This is a genomic window from Ignavibacteriales bacterium, assembly GCA_015709675.1.
Classification (GTDB): Bacteria; Bacteroidota; Ignavibacteria; order Ignavibacteriales; family Ignavibacteriaceae; genus H2-BAC3.
This window is the reverse complement of record CP054182.1, coordinates 276,847-299,706: the sequence shown is the minus strand read 5'-3', so window position 1 is coordinate 299,706 and position 22,860 is coordinate 276,847. Positions and strand designations below refer to the sequence as shown.

General features: G+C 41.6%; 13 protein-coding genes and 1 CRISPR repeat array (1 of these 14 only partly in view). Of the genes, 3 read left to right on the top strand and 10 right to left on the bottom strand.

Going from position 1 to position 22,860, the window contains the following annotated elements:
• Positions 1-4,632: a CRISPR direct-repeat array (repeat unit 30 nt; unit sequence ATTTCAATTCCATATAGGTGCGATTAAAGT) (it extends 2,821 nt beyond the left edge of the window).
• Positions 4,633-4,736: 104 nt separating this feature from the next.
• The 8 genes from cas2 to cas6 are packed head-to-tail and all read right to left on the bottom strand — an operon-like array spanning position 4,737 to position 12,492.
• Positions 4,737-5,003, bottom strand: a complete 267-nt coding sequence (gene cas2 / locus HRU80_00995) for a CRISPR-associated endonuclease Cas2 (GenBank protein ID QOJ27513.1) — start codon at positions 5,001-5,003, stop codon at positions 4,737-4,739.
• 12 nt (positions 5,004-5,015) lie between these two features.
• Positions 5,016-6,113 (bottom strand): type I-B CRISPR-associated endonuclease Cas1, encoded by a 1,098-nt coding sequence (cas1b, locus tag HRU80_00990; protein ID QOJ27512.1) that lies wholly within the window; start codon positions 6,111-6,113, stop codon positions 5,016-5,018.
• Between the two features lie 7 nt (positions 6,114-6,120).
• Positions 6,121-6,603: a CRISPR-associated protein Cas4 gene (cas4, locus tag HRU80_00985; GenBank protein QOJ27511.1), complete on the bottom strand. Its 483-nt coding sequence runs from the start codon at positions 6,601-6,603 to the stop codon at positions 6,121-6,123.
• Positions 6,604-6,614: 11 nt separating this feature from the next.
• On the bottom strand, positions 6,615-8,783 hold the full coding sequence (cas3, locus tag HRU80_00980) for a CRISPR-associated helicase Cas3' (GenBank protein QOJ27510.1): 2,169 nt from the start codon (positions 8,781-8,783) through the stop codon (positions 6,615-6,617).
• A 3-nt stretch (positions 8,784-8,786) separates the two neighbouring features.
• Positions 8,787-9,728, bottom strand: a complete 942-nt coding sequence (cas7p, locus tag HRU80_00975) for a type I-PGING CRISPR-associated protein Cas7/Csp1 (protein ID QOJ27509.1) — start codon at positions 9,726-9,728, stop codon at positions 8,787-8,789.
• Positions 9,715-11,175: a hypothetical protein gene (locus tag HRU80_00970; GenBank protein QOJ27508.1), complete on the bottom strand. Its 1,461-nt coding sequence runs from the start codon at positions 11,173-11,175 to the stop codon at positions 9,715-9,717. Before HRU80_00970 ends, cas7p begins: the two co-directional genes overlap by 14 nt.
• A complete protein-coding gene (locus HRU80_00965; GenBank protein ID QOJ27507.1) occupies positions 11,162-11,833 on the bottom strand; it encodes a hypothetical protein in 672 nt (223 codons plus the stop codon). The genes HRU80_00970 and HRU80_00965 overlap by 14 nt, the downstream gene beginning before the upstream one ends.
• On the bottom strand, positions 11,830-12,492 hold the full coding sequence (gene cas6, locus HRU80_00960) for a CRISPR-associated endoribonuclease Cas6 (protein QOJ27506.1): 663 nt from the start codon (positions 12,490-12,492) through the stop codon (positions 11,830-11,832). Before cas6 ends, HRU80_00965 begins: the two co-directional genes overlap by 4 nt.
• A 441-nt stretch (positions 12,493-12,933) precedes the next feature.
• Here cas6 and katG point away from each other — a divergent pair, with 441 nt between their 5' ends.
• The 3 genes from katG to HRU80_00945 all read left to right on the top strand — a co-directional run bounded on the left by katG (position 12,934) and on the right by HRU80_00945 (position 17,055).
• Positions 12,934-15,132 carry a catalase/peroxidase HPI gene (gene katG / locus HRU80_00955; protein ID QOJ27505.1) on the top strand — a complete coding sequence of 733 codons (2,199 nt, stop codon included), beginning with the start codon at positions 12,934-12,936 and terminating at the stop codon, positions 15,130-15,132.
• A 235-nt stretch (positions 15,133-15,367) separates the two neighbouring features.
• On the top strand, positions 15,368-16,540 hold the full coding sequence (locus HRU80_00950; GenBank protein QOJ27504.1) for an ImmA/IrrE family metallo-endopeptidase: 1,173 nt from the start codon (positions 15,368-15,370) through the stop codon (positions 16,538-16,540).
• Positions 16,537-17,055, top strand: coding sequence for a DUF4411 family protein (locus HRU80_00945; GenBank protein ID QOJ27503.1), 519 nt, complete (start codon positions 16,537-16,539; stop codon positions 17,053-17,055). The genes HRU80_00950 and HRU80_00945 overlap by 4 nt, the downstream gene beginning before the upstream one ends.
• A 597-nt stretch (positions 17,056-17,652) precedes the next feature.
• On the opposite strand, the gene HRU80_00940 is transcribed toward HRU80_00945, so the two are convergent.
• Together HRU80_00940 and HRU80_00935 are read right to left on the bottom strand one after the other, a co-directional pair.
• On the bottom strand, positions 17,653-19,323 hold the full coding sequence (locus tag HRU80_00940; GenBank protein QOJ27502.1) for a T9SS type A sorting domain-containing protein: 1,671 nt from the start codon (positions 19,321-19,323) through the stop codon (positions 17,653-17,655).
• Between the two features lie 94 nt (positions 19,324-19,417).
• Complete coding sequence (locus HRU80_00935; protein ID QOJ27501.1) at positions 19,418-22,732, bottom strand: PKD domain-containing protein; 3,315 nt, start codon at positions 22,730-22,732, stop codon at positions 19,418-19,420.
• Between the last annotated feature and the right edge of the window lie 128 nt (positions 22,733-22,860).

Sequence of the window (22,860 nt, the reverse complement as noted above, 5' to 3'; positions counted from 1 at the left end):
CCCGCATCTGTTGAATTGATGATGTACATTTCAATTCCATATAGGTGCGATTAAAGTTTCTCTGTCTTTTTTTAATATCCTCAATAATAGAAGATTTCAATTCCATATAGGTGCGATTAAAGTACAAATACCTTTTGTTTCGGATGGAGACAACAAATAAATTTCAATTCCATATAGGTGCGATTAAAGTGTGAACGAATTGACCCTCAAAATACAGTGCACAGGTATTTCAATTCCATATAGGTGCGATTAAAGTGACCTGCTCAAAGTCCTGAATCAATTCGTTACACTCATTTCAATTCCATATAGGTGCGATTAAAGGCATCAATTCTGCAAAACTTCTGCTCGGTGATAACAATTTCAATTCCATATAGGTGCGATTAAAGTTGTTTATGATTCGTCATTATTTATAATTGCTCAGTAATTTCAATTCCATATAGGTGCGATTAAAGTCCTTGCCTTCAAGTAAATCAATTTTCGCCTCAAGATATTTCAATTCCATATAGGTGCGATTAAAGTTTGGATCATACTGAGTCGGATTTTTCTGAGCTTTGTACATTTCAATTCCATATAGGTGCGATTAAAGTTTATCAATTCCAACCTCCTGAATTTTGCACTTTTGGATTTCAATTCCATATAGGTGCGATTAAAGTTTTTGGCTCAATAACCATTTCTCTGCTGTAAGAATTATTTCAATTCCATATAGGTGCGATTAAAGTAAGCACGACTTGAGGATATTGCTGCATCTTTAGTAGATTTCAATTCCATATAGGTGCGATTAAAGTAAGCAAATTCATTGCTTGAAAAACTTATTCAGGCAAATTTCAATTCCATATAGGTGCGATTAAAGTCTCTACTCTCTCTCTGCAAGCGTTCACTACTGATTATTTCAATTCCATATAGGTGCGATTAAAGTTGTTGCTGGGTTTATTATGTTTCCGTCTGGGATTTATTTCAATTCCATATAGGTGCGATTAAAGTAGATGGACTCGTTTCGACAACATATCTTCTTCAACTATTTCAATTCCATATAGGTGCGATTAAAGTCGCAGGCAGCAACATCTTTATCGGTAATTTTCTCTTATTTCAATTCCATATAGGTGCGATTAAAGTATGCTTTGCCTTTGAGTTATAAGGCATTGCGAAGACATTTCAATTCCATATAGGTGCGATTAAAGCCCGAAGGCAGATGAGGTGCAAACTAATAAATATGCATTTCAATTCCATATAGGTGCGATTAAAGTTCATATATATTATCCTTTATGATTAAGTAATTCCTCAATTTCAATTCCATATAGGTGCGATTAAAGTAACTCATAAAGGCAATCGAAAATCTATGACCTTTGACATTTCAATTCCATATAGGTGCGATTAAAGTTTCGCGCAGCGTCTCATCCATGTTGATGCCTTTGAAATTTCAATTCCATATAGGTGCGATTAAAGTCCATCAGCTCAGTAATTTGCAGAAATTACTTTGCGATTTCAATTCCATATAGGTGCGATTAAAGTTTCACTATTCCCCTGATAACGATTTTTATAAAGCCCATTTCAATTCCATATAGGTGCGATTAAAGTAAATTATATACCTTACCTTAAATCATGTTTTAATGAAATTTCAATTCCATATAGGTGCGATTAAAGTTTCCGCACGGCGTCGATAACACACGCATAAAACCCTATTTCAATTCCATATAGGTGCGATTAAAGTGCAGAAATCCAGTGTGACATTTTGTCAATTTTGCCTATTTCAATTCCATATAGGTGCGATTAAAGTACTAAGACATCACCGACACGAAGAAGGGACGGGTCGATTTCAATTCCATATAGGTGCGATTAAAGTCTAAAAGAAGCCGCAGAAATCGCGCACAAATGCCTCAATTTCAATTCCATATAGGTGCGATTAAAGTTAAAACGCTTTACTGGGGTGACACGGCTGGAAATCTCATTTCAATTCCATATAGGTGCGATTAAAGTCCTCTCCTTCCGGCTCCCTTATCACATAAAGCTCTGATTTCAATTCCATATAGGTGCGATTAAAGTCTGGAGGCACTTACAACCTACTGGGTTCTGGACCGTCATTTCAATTCCATATAGGTGCGATTAAAGTGAGCACCACTCTATATAATACGCAAACAATTGCCGCATTTCAATTCCATATAGGTGCGATTAAAGTATAAACAATCAATACGATTTTATCGTAGATGATATAATTTCAATTCCATATAGGTGCGATTAAAGTGGAGATTAAAATCACCTACAAAGAGTACCGGACAAAATTTCAATTCCATATAGGTGCGATTAAAGTATAAATACCAAAATATCGAATATATGCGCGTATATAGATTTCAATTCCATATAGGTGCGATTAAAGTAGGTTTGTTGCCGGCTGTTGCAGCGTTATATCTACCATTTCAATTCCATATAGGTGCGATTAAAGTCTATACCCGGAACGGGAACGACCGATACGGTTACGGTAATTTCAATTCCATATAGGTGCGATTAAAGTTTCTGCTTGTTCTGGATCAGCTCAGCGCTTCAAGTGCATTTCAATTCCATATAGGTGCGATTAAAGTGGTGAAGATAAATTCTCCGCTGCTCTGCTCCTTGCAATTTCAATTCCATATAGGTGCGATTAAAGTTTCTGGCTTCAGAGATAATCTCTACGACTTCTTTCCGATTTCAATTCCATATAGGTGCGATTAAAGTTTCGCAGGGATTGCCGTATATAGCTTTAACGGAATCCATTTCAATTCCATATAGGTGCGATTAAAGTGATTTATCTCTATGGTAGTTTCTCAGTTCTACACTCATTTCAATTCCATATAGGTGCGATTAAAGTCCGGCGGCGGTGCTGATTATGCAAGCGTAATGAACAATTTCAATTCCATATAGGTGCGATTAAAGTTGAATTGGTTTAATTGGAAAACAAAACTTTACATACATTTCAATTCCATATAGGTGCGATTAAAGTATGTAAGGATTAGTAGCATTAGTATTGCCTTTCTGAATTTCAATTCCATATAGGTGCGATTAAAGTAAACGCTTCTTCACCCAGCGCGAAATCGAAATGTACGATTTCAATTCCATATAGGTGCGATTAAAGTTCACAAAACCAATGAATAAGTCCAATGTTAGCACGTATTTCAATTCCATATAGGTGCGATTAAAGTATATATGCCAGCGATATCTTCTCTCCGATGGTCTCTCATTTCAATTCCATATAGGTGCGATTAAAGTTAACTTAACCTCACCAGCGGAGTTATATGTTAATCCATTTCAATTCCATATAGGTGCGATTAAAGTTGATGAGGGACGATATTTTGAACATCGTCAATCCCCATTTCAATTCCATATAGGTGCGATTAAAGTACGGGCAACCTTATCTTAACGTAACAAAGGAAGAAATTTCAATTCCATATAGGTGCGATTAAAGTCTCTCAACAAGAGAGTAAATGAACAGGAGTAAAAATAATTTCAATTCCATATAGGTGCGATTAAAGTCAGAGCCGGAAAAGGATTTTAATAATAGTTATCAAATCAATTTCAATTCCATATAGGTGCGATTAAAGTTCAGTGGGGAACCATTGATGAATCAACAAAAGATTCAAATTTCAATTCCATATAGGTGCGATTAAAGTCAATCGATATTGGTTCTTATTGGATATAACTGGCTCCATTTCAATTCCATATAGGTGCGATTAAAGTCCGTCACCCCGGATGCAGGCAGCTTCGCCGTTTCAGATTTCAATTCCATATAGGTGCGATTAAAGTAATAGTAATGCGGCAACTTAAAACAAAACATAAAAAATTTCAATTCCATATAGGTGCGATTAAAGTAAGATTCCACCAGCTTTAACAGCAAAGCATTTCAGAATTTCAATTCCATATAGGTGCGATTAAAGTCACACAATAAAGTAAATGCCGATATTGGTTCACTCATTTCAATTCCATATAGGTGCGATTAAAGTCGATCGTGTTTACAGTCGGCTGAGTGAGATCTGCATTATTTCAATTCCATATAGGTGCGATTAAAGTTACATCAACCAGGTGATGATATTTGCCCGTGGAGTAATTTCAATTCCATATAGGTGCGATTAAAGTGTGTATTGGGAAGCTATTCTGCTGTTGATTTATAGAAATTTCAATTCCATATAGGTGCGATTAAAGTCTGAGACCTCAGACATAGCCAGAGAGACCAGAAACGATTTCAATTCCATATAGGTGCGATTAAAGTCTCTTTCATTCCCGGTGACGAGGTTGAAATGACTGAATTTCAATTCCATATAGGTGCGATTAAAGTTTCGATTGTTTCACGGAAGCTCTCGCTGAAAACAAAATTTCAATTCCATATAGGTGCGATTAAAGTTTCCGCAAATGATGCACTCGACGTGCAGGTTCCTGCATTTCAATTCCATATAGGTGCGATTAAAGTTTTTAAATGCTTTGCCGTTATCGGTGTAGCTGATTAAATTTCAATTCCATATAGGTGCGATTAAAGTTCATGTTGCAGGCATGAGCATCAAAGAAGTATTTGAAGATTTCAATTCCATATAGGTGCGATTAAAGTTTTTACCGTCAGCAACTAAGACATCACCGACACGAATTTCAATTCCATATAGGTGCGATTAAAGTCCGCCCAAAAACCCGCTTTTTGGGGTGTTTTGGCGGTTTTTTTACCCATTCCTGTCGTCTATGGCTAATACTGCAAAAAACAGGGGGGTGCGACGATTTTTTCTCTATATAAACGAGTCAGTAGGGTTTTTCTCTATTCCTAATACCTCTCTTTTTGAATATTTCATGCTGTCAAATGTATAATATATTATGCTGTCCTTCTCGGTGTTTATCATGTCGTGCAGGGTTTCGGTGATCTCCTCAAACTGTGCCTCGGTAACCTCTCCCTCAAATACGGAGTTTTGTATCCAGATAAGTTTTTGCCTCAGATATTTTAACACTTTTGGTGCTCTTGGGCCTTTCTTAATATCATAAAACAACACTACGTACATCGCTCTGTTCTCCTACCACCAGATAGTAAATGGCTGATATTGGCTGTCACCCAGGATGTGCTTGATAATTTTATAACACTCAAGCCGTATCAGATGCCGGTAGCTTACCTGCTTGTTCAGTTTCCGGTGTTTGATGGTGGTTTTAATTTTGTCATCAAACTCCTTCACAAAAATCTTTCTCCCTTGCTCGCTAAGATAACAGTATCCCAGGTCTTTTTCAAAATCCTTTCCCCCAAGCATTTTTTTGTTCAGCAGGGTAAAGATGACCCGGTCAGCAAGCAGCGGCTTAAAAATTTCAGCAATATCAAGCGAAAGTGAAAAGCGCCTTTCGCCCGGCTCATGCAGAAAACTGATAAGGGGGTTAAGCTGGGTTTTATAAATCTCACTTAATACTGTTGTATAAACTAATGAATTGCCGAATGAGATGAGGGCATTAACCGGATTAGTTGGCGGGTGCTTTTCGCGTTTCTTAAAATCAATGGCTTCAGTGATTATCAGATGCCATGATTCATAGTAGGTAGAGCGGATATTTCCCTCAATGCCCATCAGCGAGGGGATATCACGGCTTTGGTCAATCCCGGTCATATACTTCTTTATTGCCTGAATGAAGGGTTCCATATCTCTCTGGCGGGCGTTATAGTATTGCAGATTTTTTAGCATGTTATCAGCCGCACCTGAAACAAATTTTCTGGCAAGGGCAAGGCGTTTTTCAGGGTCACGGTAGCAGCTCACCTGCTCTACCAGAAGCCGTCCTGAAACAAAGGGCTCCCTTGGGTAAAAACTTCCGCTATAGTAGCCATAGTAATTAAACAGGTGCAGGGTAATCTGGTTCTTGGCAATAAAGTTCAGGAATTTTGTGTTAAACTTAAGCTCACTAAAGCAGTAGAGCGATTCAATATCCTCAACGGGAATTGGTTTTCGCTGAACCCTCTTTGGCTCCTGGCTTTCCTCAGATTCCTCTGCCTGAGTATCTTCAACCTCAAGCAAATCTGTATCAGGGCTTTCCTCGGTCTCCTCACGCAACTCCTGTTCCTTAGATTCTTCAAAGTAAAGAGTGTTCTGGCGGCGTATTAGTTTTCCGTTTGAAAATATATAGTAGTGTCTTTTCATATCAGGCTTAACTGTAACACAAATCAAAATAGGCGCACTTAGAGCAAAATGGCTTGTCAATCACGGGCGGGGGAGTGGGCAGGGCTAAGAGCTTCTTAATATCTTCAATTGTTTTTTGCAACTCCTCGCGGTCATCGGGGTAAAGCTGCACTTTGATCTTTTTCCTGAGTTTGGGGTAGTCAATTATGCCGGTTACGCCGTCAACGCCATTTGCTTCAAGATAAAAAATATAAAACTTAACCTGCCAGGTGTGCACTTCATCAAGGGCATCGGTTCTTTTTATTTCATGGATAGTGCGCGTTTTTCTGTCAAAAAAATCCAGCGTGATATCTCCAATCCTAAGTTCATGTTCTGCCCTTGTGTAGGTGCTTTCGGAAATAAATTTACCTGAGTGCACAAGATCAGAGTTATGCTCCATATCAATGGTCTTGGCAAACAGCCAGAGCTTCCTTTTACAGAGATAGTAATAATGAATGTATGTGCCGGTCATAAGGATGTTATTTAGAGGAATGTATCGTTATCTGCTGAAGGCATAAATCCCTTTTCAAATGAATAATCCTGAAAGCGGGCAGTAAGTATATTTATCTCCTGTTCATCAGAGCGAATGATTACCTTTTCTTTTCCCAATAGATTGTCTTTTATGAGCTTGTGTTTTAAGTAAATAGGAATCTGCACGGTGTTTTCAAATTCAAATTGATAAAAATCATAACGGTTTGCAAACTCAAATTGACCATTAAGATTAATAAAAACTTTAACCTGGTCAATACCTTGACGGCTCTTCCAGTCACCGGCAGTTGCGTTGTCTTCGTCAGCATCCGCTGCCGGCAACACAATATTATTATTACAGATTAGTGAATAGTATAAATTTTTATTGGCAAGAGCAGTTGCATCACAATCAGGCAGTTCAGAATAAATTCTATTCACTAATTCCAGAAGCTGTTTAAAGGTATATGACCTCTGCTCTATTAGTGTCAGGGTTTTTTGCAGGGCTAATGCTGGTATCCATGCTTTGCTGGCTCTGTTAAACTCGCCATAAGGCGCTGGATAAAACTCACCATTTTTATCTTTAGGTTCAATATAAAAAAGTTCACCTGGTTCTTTACTAAATCTCTTTAGTCTGCCAATTCTTTGAACCATTCTATCACCCGGACAGATATCTGAAAACATTATGTCACTGCTGATATTTACACTCATTTCACCTATTTGGGTAAGTATTGCAATTCTGACTGCATCGGCTTTGCTCTCAGGTCCAAATGCATTCAAAAGGAGTGACTCTTTTTCTTTCTTGTCGGGTTCTGTGAATCTGCTGTGATATAATATGGCATTAAATCCTTGCTCCTCTATTGCTTTATAGTAATTAAGAGCCCGGTCAATGGTATTAGCGAAAAAAATTATTTTTTTACCACTGGACTTTATTTGATTAAGTGCATAAGTGATTGCTTCTTCCTCTTCAATTTTACTGATGGTGCACTTAATTCTTGATTCATCAAATGAATCATTAAGAATCTGAGGGAGCTGGTTCCCTTCCACCTGATAAAATTTTTGTGATACCTCGGGCAGTGTCGCACTCATTACCAATACCGGAACTTTGAGCACGGAAAGTGCCTGCAAGAGAGTTAGAATATTTGCCTGAGTAAATGAATCATAAAAATCTGCCTCGTCAATAACTAATGCCGCATTTGCAAGATTGTAAAAAATTGTATGATGATCTTCCTCAGTACCTGTAAGAGCTATCAGCAAATGATCTATAGTTGTAATAGTAACCGGGGTCATTAGTAATCTTGATAATGACCTGAGATTTTTATCATTCAAAAACATATCAGAGGTAGAATGATAAAGTCCAGTGCTGCTTAGTTTTTCCGCTGCGCCCACTGCCATGGAGTTGGCAGTGAATCTTGTGGGGAGGGCTATCACCACTCTGTCAGCAAGTTTATTCTCAATTAATTTGCTTCCCCATAAAAATGCTGCATCGGTTTTTCCTGCACCTGTGGGTGCTCTTAGCAGAGTCAATAGCTGAGAGGCGCCTTCTAAAGCCAGTTTCTGCACCTGATTCATCTCGGGATGAGGGAATTTGTAGGAAAATTTGGTTAACGGCAGAACATTAATACCCCCCTCTTTAGCACTGGCGCGGTGATCTGCGAGCTGCAGCAATGCACGAACTGCTGAAAAACGAAATTTTTTCTTGATGATATCATTAAAAATATTATCATTTCTGCTTAACTCACGGTTATTCAACCGGAGTATTTGATTAAAAATATCAGTCCAACCTTCTCGTTCCAGCCTACTTTGATAATACCTGCTGAGTTTACGGTGGTGAGCAGCAATTGCAACTGTAACTTCATCGCTTAATGAAATATTTTTAATTCTACAATAGTCAATTGATGCAAACTCATGCCGAAGATTTGCCTTCATCAGGTTTACAGCTTTATCAACTCCAGATTGTTTAAACAGCAAATAATCTTGCTGACAGGCCTTCTGCCATTTGTCATGCATTTTGCCTGCATCATGATATTTAACCGCATTAAACAACATCTCTCTCAGTGGGACGCCAGTGAAAGCAAAATACTTTTCTTCATAGAATGGGCAGGCGGAGAGAATATACTCCGCCTCCTCCATTACATGAGCGGTATGCTCTTTAAGAGTTATGCCTGTTGGTTTTGCCAGATACATATCTTATTCTTTAAACGCCTCCGCAAACGCTACGGGTGCAGCACCAGTGGTTATATCAAAGATCTGACATTCAGAGCTCGTTAAAAATTTAAGTGCTTCTGTATATGCAGTTAGCACACTGGAAGCATCAGGAGTCTTGCCTGTATCATCACCAAGAAACCATAATGCACCTCGGTCGGTTAATTCTGCCAATATGTTTTGCTTTTCTTGTTCTTCAGCTTCAAAGAATCTGATTGCTTTTCTGCTTAATAAAGTATCAAGTACGATAAGCACTTTCTGCGGTTCACCCTGAACGGCATTTCGTGCCTGATTTGCATAATGAAGCATATAGCGAGTTGAGTTAATGAACAATTTTACGCGTCGCAGTCGTTCTTCTTCACTACAATGTTTAACATATTTTGTTTCTATATGCATTCCGTCTTTTTCACCTGCATATTCAAACTTTTTGGAGATGCTCAGATTAATAAGATCAAGATGGAAATTCATTAACATGTCGTCTGCCTGTGAATACTCCTTAGTGGCTAATGCCTGATCAGCACCGGAATCTTTTTTAACCTTCAGACGGATAAGAAGATCCCGCCCTACTTCACTTTCGCCAAGTGAAACTGCCGGAGTTGCCGTAAGTGGTGCGGTTCTTCTTCCGGAGTAGCTGCCAAGTGATGTATGCAGGAAGCCACCCATATCAGCCCTAAGATCGCGTTCTACCATATTGGTTACGCCGTCACCGTTTGATACATAGGTAGTGCCCCGGTTACCATCTTCAAAATTAAGTAGTTCCATTGTACGGAACAAAACATGACGCTGCATCTGCCCAGAAATATAAACTCTGTTATCAGGTCTTCTTTTTATTGACGAGGCATTGCCAAGCAGTTTTTCACCGCCATTAGCAATATGATTTGCCATTGGAACTACGGATGAGATAAGGATTCCTTTAATTGTCTTCATTTTCGACTCCTTCAGTTGGATAAGGGTTGTTGTTAATTTCAGTTTCAGTTTTGGAAGTGTTTTTAATACGGGAATAAGCCATGATTAATTCTTTTGAGTTTTGCAAAGGTATCTCACCTGTCATCACCGCATTTATAAATAATTCTGCTTCAGCCGGAGCATCCTGATAGCTCAGTCGCCCGATTCTTGTGATTACTTGTGAGATTAAAGCAGTGGCTGATTTTGCAGCCAAAACAGTACTTTCAATCTCGGCAAGTGTTTTTGCTTTGAGTGTGTTTATCTTGTCATAGTCTTGCTTGTTATCTGAATTTTCCAAAGCATAAAAGTATGCTGCTCTGTTAATCCATCGCCCAAGTGTTGAAACGGATTGCACATGACTTTCTTTGATACCGTTCATAGTGAAGTATTCCTTAAATAAGTTGGTAATTTCATTTTCGTATTCCATTCTGATTGATAAAAAATCCTTAAAGTAGTGAGGGGTAAAAAACTGTAAAAATCTTGCGGTAAACAAGAAAAACAACTTTCTGTCATTTTCGTGTTTGTTTTGCAGACCTTGCCAGCCCGCTCTGTAAAGACTTTGTAAAAAGTTATAGAGAGCACCACTTTTTGAAAGAGAAACCGCTGCATGACTGAATTGGGTTTGGTGAACACCACTATAACTTACTATGTAAATTCGCGCTTTACCCAAAAGTTCACATACTTGAATCGCCTCTTCAGAAAAGGTTTCGCTGTTTTTAGCCCATTGCCCCAGGGCAGCCAGTAGTCCGATAGCCGCAAAGGTTGAATCAAGAGGCGCAAAAGGAAAGTTTCCATAACTGATTTGAGGTCGCTTAAAGCCACGCTTTTTCTCGTTCACTTTTGCAGTTTTTGCAGAATCCATAAGACCTGATGATTGCATATTTTCAAAAACCTTAATGAAAAGAATAAGGTCGTTGAGTTCCAAGTCGGGTATTATTGAACTGTAGTTATTGCTTACAGCATCATATCGGGCGGGTTTGCGCATCGTTATTGCCCCAATTGCACTCAGGGCAGCTTCTTCAAGTTCACCCGTTGGGGTGGTTTGAGATCTTTTTCCATTATTAATTTTACTTGTAGTAACGGAAAATGATTTATCCAGGTTTATTCGTTGGTCGAGTGAACCATTTTTTAGTTCTGATATAATTTTTGTGATACTTTTGTGAGTTTGTTCTGAAGATTTATCAGTGCTAAGTACATGAGATGACAAATAAAGACCTTTTGCTGCATTTCCTTTTGCAACATTTTTATATTCAAACTTTAATTCACTTTCTATTTGCGGATCATTATTTGTTGCCAATCTGAAATAACTAAGTTCTAAATTAAGTACCTCTGATAAATCTTTTGCGGTTAATTCACCAGGGTTCGTTTTCTTAAAGTGGTGACAAGCGTATGCCAATCCATATCTTGGTAAAAAACTATAATTTTTCATCAGATACCTCCGCGATAACTTCAATCCACCCATCATTTGAGCCAAGATATAGGGGTGTATTCAAATTTGAAAGACCTTCTCTAATGCGCTGAGCAAGTTCCTTGTTAGTTGTTAACGCAATAGAATAACTGCCTTTGCATAATATATATTCTCTATTGGTGGGGCTAATATAATAGTACGGGTAATATTGTGTTTGCAATTTTTCTTCAAGTGTATCAAGTTTTTGCTCCAGGCGCCAATCATAGTTGCGTGAACCGTTCAAGTGTCCTTTATCATTGCGCTTGAGTTGTTGGCTCCATAAATCCTCAAAAGAAGTAGTTTCTTCCGGCTTATTAATACTTTCAATTTTTATATGATTCGAAAGTATGCTTTTATAACCTGAACCCGATTCGGGCAACGCGTTAAATGATTTTTTGAATTCCTTTTTAAGTCGTTTTTCAATTTGATTTCGGATATCAGGTGAAAAATGAAAGGATAATAAATTCTCAATCATTCCAAATACCATTTGGTTCGTAGGTTCAAGTGAGGAGTGATAATAACTTCCGGGCAGCTTGCTCACCATTGAGAGAGGAGTAAGGGGTGTTATCTTTAGAACCAGAGTTTTATCAAATGTTGGCTCCTGTAAGAGAAAATCCAATGAAATTTTATTAGTGCTCATCTTAACCCTCCAAAACATGATCCTGTAGATTCACCCAAACCCACACACCAGGCAAATTTAATTGCATTTTCATCACCTTGCATCCTTACCTTTACAAAATTGGCTTTATTACCCACTTTATTGAGAGTAACTACCTTAATCCTGTTCCCTTTAAAGTTTTTCTCAATAATTATGCTAAAATCCGATAATTCCAATTTTGCATGATTTGCTTTTTTTAAGAGAATCTGTTTTAATCTTTCAGGAAAATTATCGTGGAGATAGGTTAAGTGTTCGGTGGTGCCATTTTCCCTTTTTATTCGGGCTAATATTGGGCTGAGGGTTTTAAATGTATAGTCGTTTCCGAACTCTGGGGTTTTCATGGTTTTTATTTCTTTAATTCTCATACCGCAAAAAAGCTCCTGGTCTAATGTTATTGCGTTGGTAAGTCTTGTCTGAATTTTTTCATCCCACGCAGAAATTGACCAGTCTGCTCCATCTTGGAAAATAAATCCTTCACGGTGAGATTTTGATCCCCAAAGCCATCCTACGGAGTAAAGACTTAGTTGATCATGATGGGGATTCTCCTCCCCAAGCCATTTATGGAAAACGCCGAGAAGTTTTTGCTGGTAGTTAAAGGGGACAATTTCAAGGTTTGGGGTGGTTTTAATGAGAAAGCGCATAGGTTTTCCTCTGATATTTGATAAAAATGGGGGTTGTTATACAGAATAAGGCGTGAATCTCCCGTGTGGTCATGAGACCCCGCCGCCGCAAAGCTGGTTTCTTTGCTTATCCATTTCCTGAGCTCCTTTGTTTTTGGATTTTTCTTCGGGGGCGGGTCATTGCTCTCCCCCATTTAAGAAAGTCACCCTTATAAAATATGGGCTTTTCATGGAATTTCCAAAACTGTTTCTTTTTAGTTTATTCATCTTACCTGAGCAAATTTCCGGTTTCCTCAGGAGAGTTTTCTATCACGGCATGATAATTTTTTAGTTTTTTCTGAATTCATCCCCTGGTTTTTCATCTTTGCCGCATCCTGCCCGGCTTACGGATTTCAACTCCGTTTTTTTGCCCGCTAAACTTTATATTTAAACGTTACATTAAAAAAAACTAAAGGAACAACTATGAGCAGCAATACTGAAAGCGGCGGAAAATGTCCGGTTCACCATGCCGGTATGGGTGCCGCGGGCACAGGTAATCAGGACTGGTGGCCTAACCGGCTCCGTCTGAATATCCTCAGACAGCATTCAAACCTTTCCAATCCGATGGATAAGGGTTTTAATTATATAGAAGAATTTAAGAAGCTTGATTTTGAAGCTCTGAAAAAAGACCTCGTGAAACTGATGACTGACTCACAGGACTGGTGGCCGGCTGATTTTGGCCATTACGGAGGTCTGTTTGTCCGCATGACCTGGCACGCTGCCGGTACCTACCGCGCAAGTGACGGACGCGGCGGCGCTTCGGGCGGTCTGCAGCGTTTTGCCCCGCTTAACAGCTGGCCTGACAATGCCAATCTTGATAAAGCACGCCGTCTGCTGCTCCCCATTAAGCTGAAATACGGCAACAAAATTTCCTGGGCTGATCTTCTGATTCTGGCTGGTAATGTGGCTATGGAATCCATGGGCTTTAAGACCTTCGGCTTCGGCGCGGGACGTGAGGATATGTGGGAGCCGGATGAGAGTATATACTGGGGCGCTGAGCAGAAATGGCTCGGTGATGAAAAGCGCTACACAGGAAAGCGTGATCTTGAAAATCCGCTCGCCGCTGTGCAGATGGGTCTTATCTATGTGAATCCTGAAGGTCCGGGCGGAAACTCCGATCCGGTTTCAGCCGCGCATGATATACGCGATACTTTCGCGCGGATGTCCATGAATGATGAAGAAACGGTCGCGCTTATTGCGGGCGGACATACCTTCGGTAAAACACACGGCGCGGGTGATGCCGCGTTAGTGGGTCCTGAACCTGAAGCTGCTGATATTGAAGAACAGGGTCTTGGCTGGTCGAATAAATTTGGTACCGGCAAAGGAGGCCACACCACCACATCCGGACTTGAACTTGCATGGACGCGCACACCGGCTAAGTGGAGTCATGATTTCTTTAAGCATCTGTTTGAATATGAGTGGGAGCTCACCACAAGTCCCGCAGGCGCAAAGCAGTGGGTTGCAAAGAACGCAGAAGCAACCATACCGGATGCGCATGATGCTTCAAAAAAACATAAGCCGATGATGCTCACTACCGATCTTTCATTGCGTTTTGATCCTATATACGAGAAGATTTCACGCCGCTTCTATGAGAATCCGGATGAGTTTGCTGATGCTTATGCACGCGCATGGTTTAAGCTTACTCACCGTGATATGGGTCCAAAGTCCTGTTACTTTGGTCCGGAAGTTCCGGCAGAAGATTTAATCTGGCAGGATCCTGTACCGGCAGTAGATCATAAACTTGTGGATGCTGCTGATATATCATCACTCAAAGCAAAGGTGCTTGCATCAGGACTGACTGTTTCCGAACTGGTTACCACTGCATGGGCATCAGCATCAACATTCCGCGGATCAGACAAACGGGGCGGCGCTAATGGTGCACGCATCCGTCTTGAGCCGCAGAAGAACTGGGCAGTGAATAATCCGGCTCAGCTTTCGAAGGTGCTTGCTGCTTTAGAGAAGATTCAGGCAGAGTTTAACGCGTCAGCAAAAGACGGAAAAAAGATTTCTCTTGCTGATCTGATTGTTCTTGCCGGATGTGCTGCAGTTGAGAAAGCCGCGAAAGATGGCGGATATGATATATCCGTTCCGTTTACTCCGGGCAGAACCGATGCTTCGCAGGATCAGACTGATGCAGCGTCATTTGGTAATCTTGAGCCATACGCAGATGGTTTCCGCAATTATCTGAAAGCACCTGCGGTAGTTCCATCCGAGCATATGCTGGTTGACCGCGCACAGCTTCTTCAGCTCACCGCGCCTGAAATGACAGTGCTGGTCGGCGGATTGCGCGCGCTTAAAGCAACTTTTGATAACTCGGATAAGGGTGTTTTCACCAGCCGTCCCGGTGTTCTGAGCAATGATTTCTTTGTAAATCTGCTTGATATGAATACCGCCTGGGCAGCAACCGATGAAGCAAAGGAAGAGTTTGAAGGACGCGACCGCAAGACCGGGAAGCCGATGTGGAAAGCATCGCGCACCGATCTGGTGTTCGGTTCAAACTCGGAGCTCCGCGCGCTTGCTGAGTTCTATGCCAGTTCAGACAGTAAAGAAAAGTTCGTGAAGGACTTTGCCACAGCATGGAACAAAGTAATGAATCTTGACCGCTTTGATCTGAAAAGATAAAAACGTAAAGATCTGAATTATAAAAGCCGCGGCGGTTAAAAACGCCGCGGCTTTTTTTATAATAAATGGTGGAAAAATCCGGGTAACATTAAAACAGTTATTGATGTGACTAAAGAAAACTCGTATTTTAGCATAGTCAGTTAAAGTGGTGTGGTTTTATGATCTGTAAATTTCAGCTTTTGATGCTGAGAAGACACTTTTCCGGCTGGACAAATCTCATTTAATAAAATATAGTATGGCAGAAAAAGCATTTGTAACTCCAGAGGTTTTACGCTGGGCACGAAAGACAGCTAAAATGAACGAGCAGACTGCTGCAGAAAAAATCTCAGTCAGTGCTGATAGAATCAGAGAATGGGAATTGGGTTTAGGACAACCAACCATTAAGCAGGCACAAAAACTCGCAAAAGTTTACAGAAGACCATTCGCATTATTTTTTCTCCCGGAAGCACCAACTGACTTCAAACCGCTTGAAGACTTTAGAAAACCGGGGTCAAAGGATCTGTCTACTTCAGTAATTTTTATTATCCGTGAAATCCAGCAGAAGCAGGCCTGGGTCCGGGAATCGTTTTTAAATGAAAAGAAAGAGCCGCTGCCATTTATTGGCCGGTTTTCTCTGGAAAACAGTCCCCAGGATGTGGCAGTTGATATTCTAAAGGTTCTGGGAATAAATCCATCACAATACGTATCCGGGTATCCCTTAAAGGAGTGGATAAATGCTGCCGAAATGAGTGGTATATTTATTACCCGTACCAGCAATATTCATTCCAGATTACTGATAGATACAGATGAGTTGCAGGGATTTGCAATAGCTGATCGAATTGCGCCGTTTATTTTTATAAACTCTGAGGACTGGAATACAGCTCAGTTATTTACCCTGGTTCATGAACTTGCTCATCTTTGGATTGCTGCCAGCGGTATTTCTAATGCTATTGACTTTGATCAAATAAAAGGAGATACGTATCATACAGTTGAACGTTTCTGTAATGAGGTGGCAGCATCTGCCTTAATGCCGGAAAAAACATTACAATCTGAAAATATATCTAATTTTAGTGACTTAAAAGACCTGTCTTCCAGTTCACGAAAATATGGCGTCAGCAGTTTCGCTTTATTAGTAAGACTGTTAAATCTTCACATAATATCAAACAACAAATTTCTGAGCTTAAGACAACAGGCGGAAGCTGAATATAACAGCTATATTGTTAAAGAAGCGGAGCGGAAGGCAAAGCAGAAAGCAAAGGATGGCGGTCCAAATTATTATCTGCTTCAGTGCAATAGAAACGGCCGATTATTTACGCAGATTGTACTAGATGCATTTAGAGGAGGAAGTATTAATCCGACACTAGCAAGCGACCTTTTAAATGTCCGGATTACAAAATTTCAGAAATTGGAAGCGCAGCTTTTCAAATGAGTACAGGTGATAATAAATATTGTCTGGATGCAAACGTATTGATACAGGCATGGCAAAAATATTATAACCCAAAGTTCTGTCCTGACTACTGGGGAATCCTTGATAAACTTGGCCAAGAGAAAAGGATTTTTATTCCGGAACAGGTTTTTGACGAAATTGTGCGGACAGAAGATGATCTGACTAAGTGGTTAAAGAAAAGCCAGATTCCTATTGTAAAGATTACTTTGTCAGTAACACAATGTCTTCAGAAAATTTATTCAGCTGATCACAAACACAGATTGCTGGTGGATAATATAAGAGGACGCTCACTGGCGGATCCCTGGGTGATTGCCCATGCAATGAATGAAAAGGCAACCGTGGTAACAAAAGAAAATAAAGAAACTGCATTAAATTCAACAAGAATAAAAATCCCTAATGTTTGTGAAAGTATGAATGTCAGATGGATGGACGATTTCCAGTTCATAACTGAAATACAAATTATGTTCTCGTGCAGATTAAAGAATGAAAGCCATTAAACGCATTTTATTTTTAAGGATTAAGTCAAAAAAGCAATAAGAAACCGGTTCCTTCTGACTATTTACCGAAAATAATATTTGAGCGGGCACCGATAAGGTGCGCGTAAAACAATTTTAACATACTGCATTTCTTTTGATTAAGTCTCAGGGAAGAAGAGGGAGGGGAGACAAAGGGGTGCGTATTTACCTGCAGGATCGAATAACCCCGGTTGAAAATGAAGGATGTGTTTTGTCGGATATATAATAATATCATGTCTTCGGCATTTGGGGTTTGGGGAATATATATGTGGTTTTTGTAGAGACGATGCAAATGCGACGCGGGGTTTCAGGGTCAGCGGATTATTGCATTTGCGTCGTCTCAGGGAAGAACAGGGCACATTAACCATACAAGACGATGTATCCCGATAATACTGTGTGTGGTTATCTTATAATATGTACCAAAACCCGTTGAGACGATGCATCCCGATTGCATCGGGACAGGTGCATCGTCTCTACAGGGCCAAATGGGGTATATATTTAAAAGCAAAAAAGCCGTCCCATGCTCAGAGGACGGCTTTTTGCTGAATCACTAACGATTCGGAGGAGGCAAATACCTTCTTACTTGGTGAGAATCATTTTCTTCATGGACTGGAAGGTCTGGCTTCCGTCAACAGCGCTTGCTGTGATGGAGTAGAAGTAGATTCCTGAGGTAAGCGAGGAAGCATTAAAGCTGACCTGATTGTAACCGGCACTGAATGTTCCGTTTACTAATTCGCTGACCACTTCACCGAGGGTGTTATATACCATCAGACTTACTTTGCTTTCGAATGGAAGCGAGAAAGATATCATGGTTGAAGGGTTAAACGGATTAGGATAGTTCTGCTCTAAGCTGAATTCTGAAGGAGCCGCGCTTACTTCAACGGTCTGTGAATATGCATAGGATCCGTCAAAATCAACCTGCTTCAGGCGGTAACTGTAGGTGCCTTCACTGATGATATCAGAATAGCTGTAGCTTCTGGTTTCAACGGTGGTTCCGTTTCCGTTAACGAATGCAACGGTTTTAAATTCACCAGCAGTTGATTTTCTCTGAACTTCAAAACCTTTGTTGTTGGTCTCAGTTGCGGTTGCCCAGTTAAGGTTAACAACGTTACCTGAAACAGAGGCGGTGAATGAGGTCAGTTCAACCGGAATAACCGGCAGTCCGAATGCCATATCATCAAAGTAATAGGTTCTTTCACCGGCGGTTGCTCCGTTAACACCGAAGTTAAAGAAGATGGAAGCTTTATTATAATTGTTTGCAAGATTGAGCGGTGCGGTACCTGATGCTGGGTTGCCGAAATCGAATACCAGTGTCTGCCACTGATTTGCAATGGTAACGGTAGCTTCGGTTTCGCAGGTGATGGTATTGTTCAGATGATCTTCAACTTTCAGACGAACCTGAATGCCGGCGTGAGGTGACCATACGCGGACGTTCATCCTTTTTTCCTGTTCGGTGAAAGGAACTTTTGTTTTGAAACCGGTCTGAACTCCGCCGGTAACAGCGGTAACGGTTGTGCCTGCCCAGGGCTGAGCGGTAGCTGATTTTACTGCTTTTGCAACTTTGTTTCCGGCCATAGTCGGGTCATCAACGATGGTTGAGTTTTCAGCGCCTTCAAAACCAACCAGTCCATAGTTAATCCATGGTACATCAAAGGTAACAGGAAGGTTCATCTGTGTGGTATCAGGCGGAGGAGGGGTGCCTGTGGTTAAACGGATATCATCAAAAAGATAGGTGAAATCAGGTGATCCGTTTCCTACGGTGCCGAGGTCAAAGATAAAAACAACTTTTGAATACTGGTTTGCTGCATTAATTGCGGTATAATCAAAAGTGAGTTCTTCCCATCCGTTTGCCACAGTTCCGGTTAGTTCTCTTTCGAAGTTAATGGCAGGATTGGTTTCGTTTTCAACTTTAAGGAGAAGTTTTGCGCCTGTTCTTGGCATAAATACTTTTACCTTAAAGAATTTATTGGTGGAAAAATCAATCGGTGCTGCTAAGGTCAGGTATGCGCCTGCCCATGGCTGTCCGGCACCTTTTACCATCTGTGCAACTTTTGCACTGGTATTAATGCCGCCGATCTGCGGGTTATTGATAACGGTAGCAACACCGCCGTCAAAATTAGTGAATGTGTAATTTACTGTTCCCGATTCAAAATCCAGCGGCAGGGTTGGTGCCTGCGCGAAAACTGATCCGGCAAACAGAACAACTGCTATGAAAGCAGCAAAGAGAAAAGGTACACGATTGGTCTTCATTGTTTCTCCAGAAGATTATGTTTGTTTAGGTTAATTATTTCAGATACAGATGATCTGTTTTTTGGCAGATTACCCGCATCCCGCTTTTGTAATGCTATTTAAGAACCGTCATTTTTCTGACAGCATGATATGACGGAGAGCCGTTAAGCGGATCAGCTGTCAGTTTATAGAAATAGACGCCGCTTGGCAGTCCGGATGCATCAAACCGTGCCACATGACTTCCCGCGCTCAGGGTTTCATTAACCACCTGAACGGCTTCTTCACCCAGGATGGTATATACGCTCAGCGTTACACGGGAATCATGGGATAAGGTATAGGAAATAGTTGTTGCCGGATTAAACGGATTCGGATAATTCTGATTGAGTTCAAATTCCGCCGGAAGGGATGCATATTCCCGGTTTCCGGTTACTGCTGAATAGGTAACATCAAACCAGTTCAGACTGAAGAGCCAGTTTGGTTTTTCAGAAATCACATCGGTATATACTTCAAATCTGATGATATTGGTGCCTGCCTGCATGGGAACACCTGCCACGGTAATCGGGCGCCAGTTCTGCCAGCCGCCGGTACCGGTTACAAACTTCTTGCCGCTTACATCCTCATTATTTACAAAAAGACGGAAGTAACCAAATCCGGGAACGGTTGCTACGTTTGCAGTAATATCATAGACGGTGTCGCGTGTTGCATTCACGGTGTACTCAAGCCATTCACCGTCAACCATCCAATAGACATCATATCCCTGTGTACCGGAGGGTTCAATATCAACGCCTTCATTCGGGCGGTAGGCAAGACCGATATTGTTTGAGTTAACATCATGGTAAGCAACTCCCTCGCCGCCGTTATCATAATTTTCTGCCTGAATAATTCCGGGGAGGTTAACCGCAGTTCCGGTGTAAGGAGTACCGTTGCCAAGAACACGGATTTTTACGCTGTCCATGGTGGTAAGTCCGGCCGGATTGCTCACGTTTAAGAGGACCGTATATTCCCCCGGAGCAGTAAAAGTATATATAGTGTCGGGGGCGGAAGAAACAGCACCGGTTCCGAAGTTCCAGAGGAACGTAAGGGGTGAGTTATTGCGGTCATAACTTCTGCTGCCGGAAAATGAAACACGAAGCGGCACTTTGCCGGTGGTTCTGTCTGTTGTAAGAAGTACAATGGGTGCATCGGGGTTAACTGGTGATGTGCTGATATGCCTCATCCTGCGGGGACCAACTCGCATGCTAAAGTTATCTGAAAAATTCACCGTTATGGAATCTGAACCGGGATTAAACGCGATATACGTTTTATATCCCGCGTTGTCCTTAAAAACCGCATAGGTGGCAATATCCGCGGTCACGGTCAGATCCTGCTTGCCCATCTTCTTCATATTGCCAAGCCAGTGGTAAGTGTGGGCTTTGGTGCCGCCGGCTTCGGGTATATATCCACTGTCGGCAAAGAAAGAGGAAAGCGCTGCTGAGGGATCAACAAACGCCTGATATTTCCAGATGATATCTTTCCATGTGGGGTCAGCGCCGTTAAGTTCGGTGATTATTTCAGTATGCAGCGACTGCACGTATTCAGGATTGCGTCCCAGATAGAGTGATCCGCCGTTATAGGGGAGCATGTTAATGCCGTGAATGAAATCAGGGTTTGCGCCAAACCAGGTGGAGTGGACTCCTTTTGCTCCCCAGATCATGCCGAGACCTTTATAAGTATAGGCCGCCGGAAAAACAACATTATCAACATCAAGCCAGTATTGTTCAATAGCGCTGCGCTGAGTTGCGTGCAGATATATACCAAGATCGCGGATGCTGTCCTGCTGGGTAAGTGAGCCCCAGAGGATAACCGCGGTTGCAAAGTTCATGGCTTCGGAACTTGATTCTTCGTTGTTGCCGTCGCCAAAATCACCGTGGCCTGATGCCCAGGAGTGTCCCGCATAAGCGTCAAAAGCCCGGAGGAAAGGGAAGCGGGTATCATTGCGGTCCCAGTTATTGCCGTCTTTGATAAGCAGGTTAACCATGCCTCCCCAGTTTTCCTGAGAAGCCCAGACGGGATCATACTGCGCAACTATTGCAGCTGCCATGATTGCGTATCCGGAGTGGAAGTTATGGTCGTTAATCTGATTATCAGCACCGTATTCTGAAGGATAGCCGGTAAGGGTGCGCCAGGGAGCGTTATATACATAACTCTGGGGTCCGCCCGCGGTGAACCATTCTTCAAGGCGAGTCTTGATCTGGGTAAGGAAATAATCTCTTTGTGCTGCTGCTCCGAGCTGATCGGCAATGCCAACAAGATGTGCCATGCGGGCCATCAGCTTGCCGTTCCAATAGGTTCCGGAATTGTCACCGCTTGCCGGGAGTGTTTCGGACGTGTGAGAGTTCAGCATTGCCAGCAGATCTGCCCGGTTATATATACCCGCATCGGGCATACCCGGGAGTACTCCCTCATAAGCGTGGGAGGTTTCAAACTGGCTGCCGTCAAACAGTTTCATCTTTCCGGCGACAGTGGTGTATTCGTATGCTGTGAGCGGCACGGAAGAGTTTATATACTGATGGCGGTACAGAGCTGAAAGAGTCTGGTTAAGATTTCCGTTCCGGTTCTCTTTCAGTTCTGTTGTATAGGTAAACGTGGTAATAAGTTTTGATGTCTGCTGATTATATACCCATGAAACTTCACTTCCGGTAACGAATGCATAAGCCCGCTTGCGGAAGAATTCGAGTGTTGCAGGAGTATTGTCAGGGAGAAGCGCTATGGAGAGATAATCTTTGTTGTTGAGTGAAGACTGAAGAAGGGTTGTTCCTGTCCACACTGAACTGTCGGGGGCGAAGATTCCATAATGACGCCCTTCAACTGAAATACCAAGAACGCCATTCTGATTAAACCAGATATTGGGATTGGCTATAAGAGTAATGGAAGCGTTTCCGCCTGAGATGGTGAAGAACACAAACGGAAGTCCATGTCCTAAAGTTGCTTTCATTCGGCGTGTGCCGTCATCCCAGAGTGCTGTTACCGTCCAGTCACCGTAATCATCAGTGAGGGTTTTTGTAACATTGAGTCCGGTTATCCCGACAGTCATCTGCTGGGAAAAAGGATAGAGGTAATCCTGCGCGGCAAAAACATGGTTAAGAGTATGACCAACCTGAAGTCCGTTGCCCTTTGCGCGGAAATACAGAGGGTGGGCAAAGATGTTGTTTGAATGCTGGTCGCCGTAAAAAGGAAAAATAAGACTGGTCCAATAGTCGCAGGTCTGTGCCGGCTTACTGAAAGCCGCTGATACTTTTGGAACGGCAGTGGCTCCTGATGCATATTGCGGACCGACGGTTCCGGATGGAAGTACCGTACCATAACTGCCCGCCCCAACCTGAACGTTTTGGGCAAAAACAAATGATGAAAGCAGGAGGAACGCGGTAAATTGAAGCAAAGTCTTTATCATTAATTCCTTTTATTGGAGGGAGAATAATTTCGCCCTCGCGTACAGGCAAGTATGCAATAAACGTACCAGTAAAAAACCTCTGAAAAGCTGTTAAATAAGATGGATTAAGGGGTTTATGAAGATGAGAA

Bases quoted from the DNA above. Each gene is read 5' to 3' on its own strand.
- katG (QOJ27505.1), top strand. From the start codon at position 12,934: ATGAGCAGCAATACTGAAAGCGGCGGAAAATGTCCGGTTCACCATGCC.
- cas6 (QOJ27506.1), bottom strand. From the start codon at position 12,492: ATGCGCTTTCTCATTAAAACCACCCCAAACCTTGAAATTGTCCCCTTT.
- HRU80_00945 (QOJ27503.1), top strand. From the start codon at position 16,537: ATGAGTACAGGTGATAATAAATATTGTCTGGATGCAAACGTATTGATA.
- HRU80_00940 (QOJ27502.1), bottom strand. From the start codon at position 19,323: ATGAAGACCAATCGTGTACCTTTTCTCTTTGCTGCTTTCATAGCAGTT.
- HRU80_00970 (QOJ27508.1), bottom strand. From the start codon at position 11,175: ATGAAAAATTATAGTTTTTTACCAAGATATGGATTGGCATACGCTTGT.
- cas2 (QOJ27513.1), bottom strand. From the start codon at position 5,003: ATGTACGTAGTGTTGTTTTATGATATTAAGAAAGGCCCAAGAGCACCA.
- HRU80_00965 (QOJ27507.1), bottom strand. From the start codon at position 11,833: ATGAGCACTAATAAAATTTCATTGGATTTTCTCTTACAGGAGCCAACA.
- HRU80_00950 (QOJ27504.1), top strand. From the start codon at position 15,368: ATGGCAGAAAAAGCATTTGTAACTCCAGAGGTTTTACGCTGGGCACGA.
- cas4 (QOJ27511.1), bottom strand. From the start codon at position 6,603: ATGACCGGCACATACATTCATTATTACTATCTCTGTAAAAGGAAGCTC.
- cas7p (QOJ27509.1), bottom strand. From the start codon at position 9,728: ATGAAGACAATTAAAGGAATCCTTATCTCATCCGTAGTTCCAATGGCA.
- cas1b (QOJ27512.1), bottom strand. From the start codon at position 6,113: ATGAAAAGACACTACTATATATTTTCAAACGGAAAACTAATACGCCGC.
- HRU80_00935 (QOJ27501.1), bottom strand. From the start codon at position 22,732: ATGATAAAGACTTTGCTTCAATTTACCGCGTTCCTCCTGCTTTCATCA.
- cas3 (QOJ27510.1), bottom strand. From the start codon at position 8,783: ATGTATCTGGCAAAACCAACAGGCATAACTCTTAAAGAGCATACCGCT.